Here is a 13,622-nt window from a genome sequence, read left to right as displayed (position 1 = left end):
AGTTAGCCGCGAATTTCACGAATTAGCACGAATTAATTTGTGGAAATTCGTGAAATTAGTGGCAAAAACTATTTAATCATGGCTGAAAACTGTGACTGCGGCTGAAAACTGAATACCAAAAGCTGTACACTGCCAACTATTTTCTCTACTTTTGCAAAATGAATAAAAAACACCATTCTAACAATATACTTTCGAATTTAGGGATTGAGAGCCTAAACGAAATGCAGGAAACAGCTCAGGACACAATCCTGAACGATAACAATGTTTTATTACTTTCTCCAACCGGATCTGGAAAAACACTTGCTTTTTTGCTTCCTGTTTTAGAATTATTACAGCCAGAAATTTTATCGGTTCAATGTTTAATTTTAGTTCCGTCTCGCGAACTTGGATTGCAGATTGAGCAGGTTTGGAAGAAAATGGGAACGCAGTACAAAGTAAACATTTGCTACGGCGGACATTCAATCGATACTGAAATAAAAAATTTAAGCAATCCTCCGGCAGTTTTAATTGGAACACCCGGAAGAATCGCCGATCATATTGACAGAGATACTTTTAGAACAGATAAAATTCAAACGCTGATTTTAGACGAGTTTGATAAATCGCTTCAACTTGGGTTTCACGAGCAAATGTCTTTTATTATTGCAAGATTACCGAAAGTCAACAAAAGGGTTTTAGTGTCTGCAACGTCTGATATTGAAATTCCGAAATATACACGAGTTGTAAATCCAACGGTTTTAGATTTTATTGTGGAAGAGGAAGAAAAAGCAAATCTTTCGATGAAAATGATTGTTTCGCCTTCTAAAGATAAATTAGAAAGTTTGTTCAATTTAATTTGTTCTTTAAAATCACAGTCGGCTATTATTTTTTGTAACCATCGTGATGCTGCAGAACGTATCAGCGATACTTTAAACGAAAAAGGAATTTACGCTACTTATTATCATGGCGGAATGGATCAGGATGAACGTGAACGTGCTTTGATTCAGTTTAGAAACGGAAGTATAAGTTACCTCATCACGACAGATCTTGCTGCCCGTGGATTGGATATTCCGGAAATGAAACACGTAATTCATTATCATTTACCTTTAAAAGAAGACGAATTTACGCATCGAAACGGACGTACTGCGCGTATGCAAGCAACGGGAACGGCGTATATTATTGTTCACGAAAGTGAGAAACAGCTGGATTATATCGATTATGGTACGCAGGTTCTGGATGTGAAAGACGTTACATCTTTACCAAAACCACCAGAATTTCAAACTATATATATCAGCGGCGGAAAAAAGACAAAACTGAATAAGTTTGATATCGTAGGTTTCTTTTCTCAAAAAGGAAAAATGGAAAAAGATGATTTAGGTCTTATTGAAGTAAAAGATTTTGTTTCGTTTGCAGCAGTGAAATTTGGAAAAGTAAAAGAGCTTCTGAAAAATATAAAAGACGAAAAAATGAAGGGCAAAAAGTTTAAAATTGAAGTTGCCCGAAATGTCATAAAGAAAGAAGAGGAGAAAAATAAGAAATTTTAGGCTTTTTGAGATAGTTTTAGAGAGTTAGAATTTTATTTATGCTTCTGTATATCAGGTTTTTATTGTTTATTGAACAACATTAACAATTTTGTGTTAAAAAAATAATGAATTGATAGCTGTTTTTTCAATATTTCTGTGTTTTTTTGTTGCAGTAAAATTGTAAACCCCAAATCCACTATGAAAAAGATTATTACCATTGCCATTTTGTTCTTTAGTTTTGTTTCGTTTGCACAAATTAAAGTTATTGAAACAGTTCCTGTAGAGAAATTAGGAAAAGTAAATAACAACTACATTCAGAAAATTGGAGACGAGTATACTGTATACTACACAAGTATCTTAAACGATGATGATTCTTCTCCGTTGAGAAAATTTTCTTTTAAAAACGTTAATAATGATTATACAAACCTATATAATATTATTATTGGCGGTTTTACTGCGAGTCCGTTATATGACATTAAATTAGAGTTGCCAAACAACTACATTTGGTTACACTACACAGGAAATGTTGTTCCAGACAAAGCTACAGTTCAATTTATGGTTTCAAGCAAAGATAGAGATGCTGCAACAAACAGTGTTTCTGAGCCATTAGTTAAAGATCAAATCAGCAAATTATTCCAAAAATAATTTGTTGTCAAAAAGAAATATATTGAAAAAGGCCGTTCAGTTTTTGAACGGCCTTTTTTTTGTTTCAGGTTTTCTTTGTTTCAGGTTTCAGGTTGCTTAACGTTGTCTTGATTTTAACGCAAAGTGCGCTAAGTTTTTTTGACTTAAAGTTTTTATAAAAGTGAAAAGTTCGCAAAGCTTTGTGGATAAAACTTTGCGTTAACTTTTGCGTACTTTGCGGTTAAATAACGGAGTAAAAAAAACTTAGAATCTCAGTATCTTAGAACCTTAGCACCTTTTAAATTTTCTTCACATACTGCGTAATAATAACAATCTGCTGTCCATCGACTTTTCCTTCGATATATTCAGCGTTTTCGTGATCTAGGCGAATGTTTCTTACGGCAGTTCCTTGTTTGGCTACCATACTTGATCCTTTTACTTTAAGATCTTTAATTAATACAACAGAATCTCCGTGTTGTAAAACAACACCATTACTATCGCGGTGAACCAGTTTATTTTCGTCATCTTCGCCTTCGCCAGTTGCTTGAGCCCACGCCAGCGTATCTTCGTCTAAATACATCATATCCAGTAATTCCTGAGGCCAGCCGGCAGAACGTAAACGGCTTAACATTCTCCAGGCAACAACCTGAACCGGAATATTTTCATTCCACATGCTGTCGTTAAGACATCTCCAGTGATTTAAATCGACATTATCCGGATTTTCAATTTGGTCAATACAGGTGTTACAAGCTAATATTGCTTCATCAATGCCACCTTTTTGAGTTGGTAATACTTGATATACTTTTAGGTTTTCTTCGGCGCCGCAAAGTTCACATTTAGATCCGCTTCGTTTGCTTAATTCTCTTTCGATGCTCATTATTTATTGTTTGTTTTAAAAATGCGAAATTACTTATAATTTGCTTCGCTTGCAAGTTTGTTATTTTTGGTCATTGCGAGGAACGAAGCAATCTCATTTGCTAGGTTTTAGCAGAGTGAAAATCATAGTGTGTTTGCTTCGTTCCTCGCAATAACTTTGCGTGTGTTTAATTATTTCTGAACTCTTACCGCATCCGGAACCAATAATTCATATTCACCTCCATTTCGTAATACATCACGAACGATACTCGAACTGATATAAGACGTTTTTGCAGCAGTTAATAAAAACACCGTTTCGATTTTAGAAAGACGTCTGTTGGTGTGTGCAATAGCTTTTTCAAATTCGAAATCGGCAGGATTGCGCAAGCCTCTTAAAATAAAATTGGCTTTTAGTCTTTTGGCTAAATCTATGGTCAATCCTTCATAAGTGATTACCGAAACTTTTGGTTCATCTTTAAAGGTTTCTTCAATAAAGCGTTTTCTTTCTTCTAGTGAAAACATGTATTTTTTTTCGGCGTTGACACCAATGGCAATTACGATTTCATCAAATAAAGAAATTCCTCTTTTGATAATATCTTCGTGTCCAAGTGTAATGGGGTCAAAAGAGCCCGGAAATATTGCTTTTCTCATTTTTTTTATTTGAGGTTCAAAGGTTCAGAGTGACAAAGGTTCAAAGGTTTTGACTTCGACTTCGCTCAGTCTGACAATATTGTGTTTAAAAAATAAGGTTCTGAAATCTTAGAATCTCAGAACCTTAGTATCTTAGCAACTAAGCTAAAGCCAGCTCAATCGCATTTGTAAATAATTCTTCCAGAGAAATTCCGGCTGCTTTTGCCTGCTGCGGAATTAAACTTTCGGTTGTTAAACCAGGAATTGTATTCATTTCAAGCATATATGGTTCGTTGTTTACAATGATGAATTCGCTTCTTGAGAACCCTTTCATTTTTAAGACTTCGTAAGCACGTTTTGCTGTTTCTCCTACTTTTTTTGTCAGTTCGTCAGAGATTCTGGCTGGTGTGATTTCTTGTGATTTTCCTTCGTATTTGGCTTCGTAATCGAAGAAATCATTGTCAGATACAATTTCGGTAATTGGTAAAACTATAACTTTTCCTTTGTAATTAATTACGCCCACAGAAACTTCGGTTCCGTCAAGGAAACTTTCAATGATGATTTCGTTATCTTCTTTATAGGCTACTTCAATTGCGATTGGAAGTTCGGCTTCGGTTTTTACTTTTGAGATTCCGAAACTTGAACCCGCTTTGTTTGGTTTTACGAAACATGGCAGACCAACTTTTTTAACGATTTCCTGCGTATTGATTTCGTCGCCTTTGTTTAAGTAATATGAAATTGCGGTTTTGATGCCGTATGGTTTTAAAACAGATAGTAAATCTCTTTTATTGAAAGTCAATGCCGATTGGTAATAATCGCAAGATGATTGCGGAATACCTAATAATTCAAAATAAGCCTGCATTAATCCATCTTCGCCCGGAGTTCCGTGAATGGCGTTGAAAACGCAGTCAAACTTGATTTTTTCTCCATTTACTGTTACAGAAAAATCATTTCTGTCAATTGGGAATTCTGCGTCGTTTGCGTCTACGTAAACCCATTTTTCTTTGAAGATATGAATTCGGAATCCGTTGTATTTTGTTTTGTCAAGATATTGGTAAACAACGTTTCCGCTGATAAGCGAGATTTTATATTCGCTTGAATATCCGCCCATGATGATGGCAATGTTTTTCATTTATCTATTTTGTTTTATATTTTGTTTCAGGTTTTCTTTGTTTCAGGTTTCAGGTTTTTTGCCACGAATTTCACGAATTTTTTTTTGAAATCTGTTTAGATCTGTAAAATCTGTGTACCAATTACATCCAGCATTCACTAGGGTTATCTGCCTAATTGAGGAGTTTATTGTTTTAAACAAAATTATCATTTTTTTTGAAATGAAATACTTTATCTTTGCGACAACTAAAAATAAATTTATGAGTTTACGTAAGTATTTAACTAGCCGAGTGTTTTTCTTGCAGGTATTAAGTGCGGCTGCTATTGTTGCGGTTTTGGTTTATTTGTTTATGCATTGGTTGACTTTTACAACTGATCACGGACATGAAATTGCTGTTCCTAATTTAGCCAGGCTGACTGAAGAACAAGTTGAAGAAAAACTGGATGAGCTGGACTTAGATTATGTGCTTTTGGATAGTGTTGATTACCGAAGTGAATTTCCGAAATATAGTGTTGTAGAGCAGGATCCGCTGCCGGGAACAAAAGTGAAAGTAGGGAGAAAAATATATATTAAAATTAATTCTTCGGGATTTTCGTCTGTAAAAATTCCTGATTTAATTGAAAAAACATATCGTGAAGCGGTTCCAACTTTAAAAGCTTTAGGACTTGAGCCGGGAACAATTACTTATATCCCGAATCTTGGGAAAGATATGGTTTTGGAAATGCGTTTAAAAGGCAGAAATTTAAAAGTAGGAGACCGTGTTTTGAAAGCGTCTAAAATTGATTTGGTTTTAGGTGACGGAAAAGCGAGTTATGTAGATGATAGCCAGGCAGCAGATAGTACAGCCGTGCCTGCAGAAACCCCAAAAGATGAACAATAATATTGAAGAAAATTTAGATCTGGAAGACGAATTATTTGAGCATTACAGATTTGAAGTCCCTAAAGGTCAGGCGTTTTTACGTATTGACAAATACTTACTGAATTTGATTCAGAATGCTACGCGTAACAAAATTCAGAACGCAGCATCTGACGGAAATATTTTTGTAAATGATATTCCGGTAAAATCAAACTATAAAGTAAAACCTTTTGATGTGATTACGGTTATGTTGTCGCATCCGCCGTATGAAAACCATATTCTGCCGGAAGATCTTCCGATTAATATTGTGTATGAAGATGATGCATTTTTATTAATCAATAAAGAGCCGGGAATGGTAGTGCATCCGGGTCACGGAAATTACACTGGAACTTTGGTAAATGCTTTGGCACATCATTTTGATAATCTGCCAATGAACAGCAGCGAGCGTCCTGGTTTGGTACACAGAATTGATAAAGATACTTCTGGACTTTTGGTTGTTGCCAAAACAGAAGCGGCAATGACGCATTTGGCGAAACAATTTGAAGCTAAAACTACAGAACGTGAATATATTGCGCTTGTGTGGGGAAATGTTGCAAATGAAGAAGGAACAATTGAAGGAAATCTTGCCAGACATTTAAAAGACCGCATGCAAATGGCCGTTTTTGCTGATCCTGAAATAGGTAAACCGGCAATTACGCATTATAAAGTTTTAGAACGTTTTGGTTATGTTACTTTGATTTCCTGTAAACTGGAAACCGGAAGAACGCACCAAATTCGTGCACACATGAAACACATCGGGCATCCGTTATTTAATGACGAACGTTACGGCGGACATTTGATCTTGAAAGGAACTACGTTTACAAAATACAAACAGTTTATAGAGAATTGTTTTAAAGCTTTGCCGCGTCAGGCGCTGCATGCTAAAACACTTGGATTTGTTCATCCAAATACTGGCGAAATGATGCGTTTTGATACGGAGTTACCGCAGGATTTTCAGGATTGTATTGAAAAGTGGCGTACGTATGTGAAGTCACATAATACTGAAGATGAAGAGAATTAATTTTTTAGAAAATAGAGAATAGATTAAAGAATATAGAAAAAGCTCCAACTGGGGCTTTTTTTATTTTACCATTAAGATATTAAGTTAATTAAGCGTAGGTACCAATAAGCTTAATACTCTTAAAAGAAAATTAAGCGAAACACTCTTAATTAACTTAATATCTTAATGGTAAAAAAATCTAGTTTAATTCTGAGTGATATTTTATTTCACCAATTGATCCTGTTGGATTTGGTAAAAGCTCAAAAACAGAAGTCGGAGCGAGGCCAGATTCTATTCTGTGTGAAACGTATAAAATCGTAACGTTTGTTTCTTGTTTTATGGTATTGATAAGCTGAATTACCAAATCTACATTTTCGTCATCCAGACCTTCTACAGGTTCGTCTAAAATTAATAATGGCGGATGTTTTAAAACCGCACGAACAATTAGTGCGACTCTTTGCTGACCGATAGAAAGATCAATAAAACGTTTTTTTCTTAAATGCGTCATTTCTATAACTTCAAGCCATTGCGAAACAATTTGTTTTTGATGCGTTGTTGGCTCAATATAAAGTCCGATTGAATCGAAAAATCCAGAAAGAATCATTTCTTCAAGAGTGTGCCCTTTTTGAAATAAATCGGTCATGGAAGTTGTGAAGATTCCGATTTGTTTTTTGATGTCCCAAACACTTTCACCGCTTCCTTTTTTTCTTCCAAATAAATATAAATCCTGACCAAATCCTTTTGGATTATCGCCTGTAATTAAAGATAAAATCGTGCTTTTTCCGGAACCATTAGGACCAATTAACTGCCAGAATTCGCCTTGTTTTATCATCCATGAAATATTGTCGAGAATTTTTCTTTCGTCATAACTAACCGAAACATTTTCCAGTTTTATTAATACACTTTCGTGGAAGGAATGCGGCTCAATTGCTTTTGGAATCGCCGATGTATTTAATGTTTTAAAATGATTTTCGGTTTTTGAAATTGGATGTAATTCAAATGTATTGTCGTTAATCTGTGCTTTATTCGGAACAAATTCAAGAACATCAACCACACGATTTAAGAGCTGGATAATAGCAATTTCATTAGTCAAATCTTTTAAAGAATCGGACAAGATAACTCTTGAAGCCTGATCTAAATGATCAAACGGATTATCGAAAATGATGAAATCCGGTTTTTGTTTGATGCAGTATTTTAAAAACTCTTTTTTACGTTCGCCTGATGAAAAGGTGCGTAATTGTCTGTGTGATTCTGGAGATGCTTCTACACTGTCGTATTGGTATTCTTTTTCGATGAATTTTTCGATTGCAATATCTGAGAATAAAATTCCTTTTTGAGTATTAAAAATGGCTAATTCTCCTTTTGCTTCTCCATTAAGTAAACTGTCTATGAATGCTTTTTTATTTACCTGATTAGATAAAAGTATATCCCAATGCTGCATTGTGGTATTTTTATATTGATTGTATTAATAGTTTTTTTTTGCCACAGATTTAAAGGATTAAAAAGATTAATCATTCTAATCTGTGAAATCTGTGGCAAAAAAAATAATTTATTCTGGTTTTTTCGTTGCCATTTCGCGGTCATTTCTTGACCATTCGCTCCAGGAACCCACATAAAGTTTTGGAATTTCAATTCCTGCATAATCTAAAGCTAATAAAGTATGACAGGCCGTAACGCCGGAACCGCAATGTACAATGACATTTTCTGATGTTTTATTATTTAAAACTTCAGCATATTTTTCAGCTAAAACTTCAGGAGATTTAAAAAGACCGTTTTCGTCCAGATTTTCACTAAACGGAACATTTATAGCTCCGGGAATATGCCCTGCAATTAAATCTAAAGGTTCAGTAAGTCCGTCAAAACGATTTTTATCTCTTACGTCAATTACAATGTTTTCACTGTTATTTCGGGCTTTTTCGACTTCATCAATATCGGCAATTTTTAAATTCCATTTAGAAATCGGATAATTTTCTGTTGGTTTGAAACTTTCGATTTCTGAACTAACAGGAAAACCGGTTTTTACAACTTCTTGTATACCTCCGTTTAAAACCTGAACTTTTTCATGTTTTACAGCTTTTAGCATCCACCAAAATCTTGCGGCGGCATTTGAGCCATTTTTATCGTCATAAATTACAACATGAGAGGAAGGAGAAATTCCGAGTTTTGAGAGTACTTCAGAAAACTTTAAAAAAGAAGGCAGAGGATGTCTTCCGCCATTTTTCGGATTGCAGTCGACTGTTGCTAAATCTTTGTTTAAATCAACATAACGAGCGCCTTTTAAATGCTCTGCCTTGAAATTTTCTTCGGCATTAATTCCTGCTCTGGCATCGATTAAAATGATTTCTGAGGAATTAATTTTTAATAATTCTTCAGCGTTTATAATGGGAGAAAGTTTAGACATTTTAATGAATTTATTTTTTAGAAGTTCCTAACCAAAGTAATGCATCAAGAATGAATTTGCTTTCGGTTTTATTTTCAAAAGTATACGAAAGCGTTTTATTGGTTCCGCCTTCGTAATCAATATCATTATGTCCCATGTTCACATAAAGCATTTTATAATTTTTATTGGTCCAGACTACAGGATAATAACCTTCATGCCAAATTTCATGTGCTTTTGGTCCGGTTCCTAACGGAAAACTGCTTTCGTCAATTGTGAGAAGAATTTTTATATCCGGATTTTTTCTAAGATCGTTGCTCCATTTGTACCATTCGTTTGGTGCAGATGTGAAAGTTTTAGGAAGGTTTTTAGTTACGGCATGCTGGTTTTCAACTCTTAAAACTGCCGATGTCGGACGCCATGTATTGCTTCCATATTCGCCTGAACCTAAAAACGTATTATGATACCAATCCCAGTTTTGCGGATAACTTGAATTGTTTAAAGCAAACGCCGAAAAATGAAATCCCATGAAACCACCGCCGTTTTCGATATATTTTTGGAATGCTTCTCGCTGTTCTTGAGTTTCGGGTCTTGTGTCTAAAAACAAAACAACCTGATAATTGGCTAAAAATTTTGCGTTTAAATTATTCCAGTTATCTGTAGAGTCGTAAACAAAATGATTTTCTTCGGCTGCTTTTGGAAACCATTTGTTGGCTTCATGAACAAAACTTATATGCGCCTGATCATTTTTTGCTGTGTAAAAAGCAATTACTTTAAACTTTGATTTTTCTTTTTTATGCTGAGAAAAACCTGCAAAACCAGCCAAAAAAAGCAGCAGTAGAAGAGCTTTTTTAGTCAGCGAATAAATTAGATTTTGATTTGCCATCGATTTTTTTAGATTAACCTGGGATTTTTTCAATTAAAATTTCGTTTTCTGCACTGTCAAAATAAGTGCAGGTCATTTCGATAATGTCAACTCTCCATTTTGCAATTCCGCATTGTCCGGCGTGGCTGCAAAAAGTAAGATAATCTGTTTCTCCCTGCTGGTGTTTTACCAAAAACTCGATAAAAAGTTCTTTATTGACACTTACGGCAATCGAAATTGGATTGTATTTTTCATCAGAAGTTGCGGTGTAATTGTTTACACCATAATATTCAACGTGTCCGTCATTCACGAAAGTGTCGTAACCTTTTACACCCAGAATGATTAAGTCTTGTATATAATTTGGAAAATCGGCACCGCTTTTTACTTTAGCATGCGCTTCTTTGATTTGATCGATTGTAAACATATTATTTAATTTTAGAAAGTTAGAAGTCTGCCACAAATTACACGAATTTTCACGAATTTTTTATTTACATAATGCTGAAAAAATAATTCGTGAAAATTCGTGTAATTTGTGGCGGACAAAAAAAATATTATTTCAAAAATACGATTAATGATTTTATAGATTGAAAGATTAAATTTACCGCTATGCATTTTGAAAAGCAAAAATTAAGCTCTAAAATTTATCTGAAAAAAGAAAAGAGTTGTTGTAAATTATTTTTTGAGTGTCACAACTCTTTGCGGATATGGAATGTCTATCCCGGCTTTATCAAAACGTTTTTTGATGCTTTGCAGTAAATCACAATACATTACAAAACCGTCTGTAGAGTTTTTTGCCCAAGCCCATGCTTTTAATGTTACGCTCGAATCGGCTAAAGCCACAACTCTCGCTACAACCAAAGGTATTTTTTGTTTTTTATTTTCGGCAGTTCTGGTGTCAATAAAAAGTGGATGTTTAGCGATTTCATCCTGCATTATTTCTAATGCTTTTTCGACATTCGATTCATAACCAATTCCTATTTCGATTATTTTACAGCATTTGGTATCGTGCATATTGGTATTGACAATAATTTGATTGCTGATAACGGAATTTGGAATTATAATTCTGTTGTTTTCGGCATCTTTTAAAACAACTTGTCTCAAATTAATGTCTTCAACTGTGCCAACAAAATTGTTTATGGTAATTTTATCGTTGATTCTAAAAGGTTTAAATATCACCAGAAATATCCCGCTGACAATATTGCTCAAAGCCTGCTGCGAAGCTAAACCGGCAACGATTGAAATAACACCGGCGCCAGCTAAAAAGGAATGTCCGATTATTTTAAATTCGGGAATTTGAATTAAAGCAAAAGCAAATCCCAGAATATAAATTACGGTTATAATTAAATGTTTTAGAAACTTAAAACCGGTTGCATCGTATTCTTTATCACTTAATTTTCGATATAAAAAATAGCGAAGTACTTTATCTGTTACAGCACCCAATACTATTGTTGTAATGGCTATAACAGCAATAAAAATTCCTATTCTAAAGTCTTTTAAGTAATCGATCATAGCTTTGAGAATTTTTGTATTAATGTGAAATTACAGATTCGATTAACCATTTTTCGTTTACTTTTTTCAGATTAAATTCTATTGGCATAGCAATATCCTGATTTGGAGAGAGAATTATCCGGGCAGTCGAATCTGTAATTTCTTTTTCGAAATATTGAGCGTCTTTTTCTTTATTTATAAATCTGGATTTTTGATCATCTGGAATGCTTTTTTCCATTTTTTCAAGGGTTTCTAAATTCATAAAATTACCCTTATTAGGAATCACGAATTCTTTTGCGGTTTTAAAATCAAAATGGTTTGTTGCAGCTAAATAGGCTGTAACAGTTTCTTTTGGAGATTTTAGGGACTCTGAAGTTGTGTTTTCCTTTTTGGATTTATGCGATTCACAGCTTGTAAAAACGGATAGAAAAATTAAAAACGCTATAGAATATTTCATTTGTTTTGTGTTTTACAATCCAACAAAATCATCACTTTTCGGGAAAATACTTAATGCCTGAATTGCAATTTCGGGAGTTGGAGAAGCCAGTTTTCTAAGTTTGGTATCCATCCACGCACCGTCGACTGTAATGGTTGCGCAAAGTGTATCATCTTCTCGTCTAAACTCGTGAATGATTGACCAGCGGGAGGCATCGGCTTTCATTTTTGATGTTTTGGTATGAATAAAAATTTTGTCTGAAAGTTTTAATTCTTTTCTAAAAACACATTCTTCCCTAAATAAAACGGGACCAAAACCCTGTGTTTGCATTACTCGTAATGTCAAACCGAGTTCTTCGAGAATTTCGATACGATGTTGTGCACCAAAATCGTAATAAGCACTATGACGAACGTGAAAATTTGGGTCAAGATCTGACCAGCGAAAAGAGATTTCCTTAATAAATGAAGCCATTTTTGTATTTGTATTTTAATAATTTTCTAAATGCTGTTCTAAAATTATTTTTGAACATACATTTTAAGAAATCTAAATTACAAATAAAAACTGAATGGAACTGAGAAAGTAAATTGAGGATTGAACTATATTTTCAGTATGTCGATGTTTTGTTTAATGATGTTTTTATTAGAAACGGAACTAGCAAGCTGTAAAGCTTTTTCGAAATGTTCGAGCGCTTTTTTATTGTCAATATCAGTATATAAGTTTCCTAATAAAGAGTAATAAAAATGATTGTTACTTAGGTTTAATTTTTCTGCTTCAATTATGGCAGTTTGTTTTCCGTTTGTTTTGGCTAAAGCAAATGTGCGGTTGAGCGCCGCAATTGGCGAATATTCGAGAATTAATAATTGGTTGTAAAGCTGTAATATATTTTTCCATTTCTGGGCAGAATCTTCTTTTTGTGTGTGCCAATAGGCAATTCCGGCTTCGAGATGGTATTTCGTAAGTATGTTTCCGGTTGATGCCTTGCCAAGAAAATAAGCGCCTCTATCAATAAGTTCCTGGTTCCAGAGTGTTTCATCCTGATTTTGATATAAAATCGTTTCTCCGTCGCTGTTTGTTCTGGCATCAAATCTTGAAGAATGAAAACACATTAAGGAAAGCAATGCATTTACGGGCGGCAGGTTTGTTGCGGGATTTTCGATTAATAAAAAGGTTAAACGCATAGCTTCGGCACAAACGTCTTTTCGTAAAATTGTATTTTGAGAAGTTGAATAATAACCTTCTGAAAATAATAAATACAGCGTTGTTAAGACATTTTCGAGTCTGTTGTTTATTTCAGAATTGCTGGGCTGCTCAATTTTTACATTGGCTTCTTTTAGTTTTTCTTTAGCACGGTTAATTCTTTTGTAAATGACTTCTTTATTGGTTAAAAATCCATCTGCAATTTCCTGAATTCCAAATCCGCATAACAGATTTAGTGCCAATGCAATTTGTGCTTCGGCAGAATTTATGGGGTCACAAACCGTAAAAATCATGGCTAATTGACTGTCGAAAATATTTTTATTGGATAAATCAATTTCAATTTCTTCAGCTTTATTGGCATTGTGTTTTACTTCGACAGCAATTTTTTGATCGAAGAGCGTATCGCGTTTTAAGTAATTTTTTGTTTTGTTTTTTGCAACGGTATAAAGCCATGCAGTTGGGTTTTCCGGAATTCCTTTTACGCTCCATAATTCTGTTGCGGCAAGAAATGTATCGCTGGTAATATCTTCGGCGATTTCGATATTTTCAATTCCAAATAAATAACAGAGTACCGAAACTATTTTTCGGTACTCTGTTCTAAATAAATTGGGTAAAAGCTGACTTTCTTCCATTTTATAAAATTCC

At 34.3% G+C, this 13,622-nt stretch carries 15 protein-coding genes; 4 read left to right on the top strand and 11 right to left on the bottom strand.

What is annotated here, in order from left to right:
- Positions 1-158 precede the first annotated feature (158 nt).
- Complete coding sequence (locus BUE10_RS03335; protein ID WP_073482318.1) at positions 159-1,520, top strand: DEAD/DEAH box helicase; 1,362 nt, start codon at positions 159-161, stop codon at positions 1,518-1,520.
- Between the two features lie 177 nt (positions 1,521-1,697).
- Positions 1,698-2,144 (top strand): hypothetical protein, encoded by a 447-nt coding sequence (locus tag BUE10_RS03330; protein ID WP_053473527.1) that lies wholly within the window; start codon positions 1,698-1,700, stop codon positions 2,142-2,144.
- A gap of 277 nt (positions 2,145-2,421) precedes the next feature.
- Here BUE10_RS03330 and BUE10_RS03325 read toward each other — a convergent pair whose 3' ends face one another.
- The 3 genes from BUE10_RS03325 to BUE10_RS03315 all read right to left on the bottom strand — a co-directional run bounded on the left by BUE10_RS03325 (position 2,422) and on the right by BUE10_RS03315 (position 4,740).
- Positions 2,422-3,000 carry a PhnA domain-containing protein gene (locus tag BUE10_RS03325; RefSeq protein WP_056206048.1) on the bottom strand — a complete coding sequence of 193 codons (579 nt, stop codon included), beginning with the start codon at positions 2,998-3,000 and terminating at the stop codon, positions 2,422-2,424.
- 170 nt (positions 3,001-3,170) lie between these two features.
- Complete coding sequence (coaD, locus tag BUE10_RS03320) at positions 3,171-3,629, bottom strand: pantetheine-phosphate adenylyltransferase (RefSeq protein WP_073482316.1); 459 nt, start codon at positions 3,627-3,629, stop codon at positions 3,171-3,173.
- Between the two features lie 139 nt (positions 3,630-3,768).
- Positions 3,769-4,740 (bottom strand): D-alanine--D-alanine ligase, encoded by a 972-nt coding sequence (locus BUE10_RS03315; protein ID WP_073482314.1) that lies wholly within the window; start codon positions 4,738-4,740, stop codon positions 3,769-3,771.
- Positions 4,741-4,978: 238 nt separating this feature from the next.
- Here BUE10_RS03315 and BUE10_RS03310 point away from each other — a divergent pair, with 238 nt between their 5' ends.
- Together BUE10_RS03310 and BUE10_RS03305 are read left to right on the top strand one after the other, a co-directional pair.
- The gene (locus tag BUE10_RS03310; RefSeq protein WP_056206039.1) at positions 4,979-5,599 is read left to right on the top strand and encodes a PASTA domain-containing protein; all 621 of its coding nucleotides are present in this window, start codon (positions 4,979-4,981) and stop codon (positions 5,597-5,599) included.
- On the top strand, positions 5,589-6,635 hold the full coding sequence (locus BUE10_RS03305) for an RluA family pseudouridine synthase (RefSeq protein WP_073482312.1): 1,047 nt from the start codon (positions 5,589-5,591) through the stop codon (positions 6,633-6,635). Before BUE10_RS03310 ends, BUE10_RS03305 begins: the two co-directional genes overlap by 11 nt.
- A gap of 178 nt (positions 6,636-6,813) precedes the next feature.
- Here the strand turns inward: BUE10_RS03305 and BUE10_RS03300 are convergent, their stop codons facing one another.
- From BUE10_RS03300 to BUE10_RS03265, 8 genes are all read right to left on the bottom strand, one after another.
- Complete coding sequence (locus tag BUE10_RS03300; protein WP_073482310.1) at positions 6,814-8,055, bottom strand: ATP-binding cassette domain-containing protein; 1,242 nt, start codon at positions 8,053-8,055, stop codon at positions 6,814-6,816.
- 108 nt (positions 8,056-8,163) lie between these two features.
- The gene (locus tag BUE10_RS03295; RefSeq protein WP_073482308.1) at positions 8,164-9,015 is read right to left on the bottom strand and encodes a sulfurtransferase; all 852 of its coding nucleotides are present in this window, start codon (positions 9,013-9,015) and stop codon (positions 8,164-8,166) included.
- Between the two features lie 10 nt (positions 9,016-9,025).
- On the bottom strand, positions 9,026-9,877 hold the full coding sequence (locus BUE10_RS03290; protein WP_083597945.1) for a ThuA domain-containing protein: 852 nt from the start codon (positions 9,875-9,877) through the stop codon (positions 9,026-9,028).
- A 13-nt stretch (positions 9,878-9,890) separates the two neighbouring features.
- Entirely contained in the window at positions 9,891-10,280 is a 390-nt protein-coding gene (locus BUE10_RS03285) for a DUF1398 domain-containing protein (protein WP_073482307.1), read from the bottom strand.
- Between the two features lie 248 nt (positions 10,281-10,528).
- A complete protein-coding gene (locus BUE10_RS03280; RefSeq protein WP_073482305.1) occupies positions 10,529-11,365 on the bottom strand; it encodes a mechanosensitive ion channel family protein in 837 nt (278 codons plus the stop codon).
- Between the two features lie 19 nt (positions 11,366-11,384).
- Positions 11,385-11,801 (bottom strand): hypothetical protein, encoded by a 417-nt coding sequence (locus tag BUE10_RS03275; protein ID WP_073482303.1) that lies wholly within the window; start codon positions 11,799-11,801, stop codon positions 11,385-11,387.
- A 12-nt stretch (positions 11,802-11,813) separates the two neighbouring features.
- Positions 11,814-12,251, bottom strand: a complete 438-nt coding sequence (locus BUE10_RS03270) for an acyl-CoA thioesterase (RefSeq protein ID WP_053473514.1) — start codon at positions 12,249-12,251, stop codon at positions 11,814-11,816.
- Positions 12,252-12,376: 125 nt separating this feature from the next.
- Positions 12,377-13,609, bottom strand: a complete 1,233-nt coding sequence (locus tag BUE10_RS03265) for an RNA polymerase sigma factor (protein ID WP_073482301.1) — start codon at positions 13,607-13,609, stop codon at positions 12,377-12,379.
- Positions 13,610-13,622: the final 13 nt, after the last annotated feature.

Origin of the sequence: Flavobacterium sp. CF108 (assembly GCF_900129795.1) — a bacterium.
GTDB lineage: Bacteria > Bacteroidota > Bacteroidia > Flavobacteriales > Flavobacteriaceae > Flavobacterium.
The sequence above is the reverse complement of the archived record's forward strand: the minus strand, read 5'-3'. Positions and strand labels throughout refer to the sequence as shown.

Excerpts from the sequence above, each read along its gene's own strand:
- BUE10_RS03330 (WP_053473527.1), top strand. The coding sequence starts at position 1,698 with ATGAAAAAGATTATTACCATTGCCATTTTGTTCTTTAGTTTTGTTTCG.
- BUE10_RS03280 (WP_073482305.1), bottom strand. The coding sequence starts at position 11,365 with ATGATCGATTACTTAAAAGACTTTAGAATAGGAATTTTTATTGCTGTT.
- BUE10_RS03275 (WP_073482303.1), bottom strand. The coding sequence starts at position 11,801 with ATGAAATATTCTATAGCGTTTTTAATTTTTCTATCCGTTTTTACAAGC.
- BUE10_RS03335 (WP_073482318.1), top strand. The coding sequence starts at position 159 with ATGAATAAAAAACACCATTCTAACAATATACTTTCGAATTTAGGGATT.
- BUE10_RS03265 (WP_073482301.1), bottom strand. The coding sequence starts at position 13,609 with ATGGAAGAAAGTCAGCTTTTACCCAATTTATTTAGAACAGAGTACCGA.
- BUE10_RS03315 (WP_073482314.1), bottom strand. The coding sequence starts at position 4,740 with ATGAAAAACATTGCCATCATCATGGGCGGATATTCAAGCGAATATAAA.
- BUE10_RS03305 (WP_073482312.1), top strand. The coding sequence starts at position 5,589 with ATGAACAATAATATTGAAGAAAATTTAGATCTGGAAGACGAATTATTT.
- BUE10_RS03295 (WP_073482308.1), bottom strand. The coding sequence starts at position 9,015 with ATGTCTAAACTTTCTCCCATTATAAACGCTGAAGAATTATTAAAAATT.
- BUE10_RS03310 (WP_056206039.1), top strand. The coding sequence starts at position 4,979 with ATGAGTTTACGTAAGTATTTAACTAGCCGAGTGTTTTTCTTGCAGGTA.
- coaD (WP_073482316.1), bottom strand. The coding sequence starts at position 3,629 with ATGAGAAAAGCAATATTTCCGGGCTCTTTTGACCCCATTACACTTGGA.
- BUE10_RS03290 (WP_083597945.1), bottom strand. The coding sequence starts at position 9,877 with ATGGCAAATCAAAATCTAATTTATTCGCTGACTAAAAAAGCTCTTCTA.
- BUE10_RS03285 (WP_073482307.1), bottom strand. The coding sequence starts at position 10,280 with ATGTTTACAATCGATCAAATCAAAGAAGCGCATGCTAAAGTAAAAAGC.
- BUE10_RS03270 (WP_053473514.1), bottom strand. The coding sequence starts at position 12,251 with ATGGCTTCATTTATTAAGGAAATCTCTTTTCGCTGGTCAGATCTTGAC.
- BUE10_RS03325 (WP_056206048.1), bottom strand. The coding sequence starts at position 3,000 with ATGAGCATCGAAAGAGAATTAAGCAAACGAAGCGGATCTAAATGTGAA.
- BUE10_RS03300 (WP_073482310.1), bottom strand. The coding sequence starts at position 8,055 with ATGCAGCATTGGGATATACTTTTATCTAATCAGGTAAATAAAAAAGCA.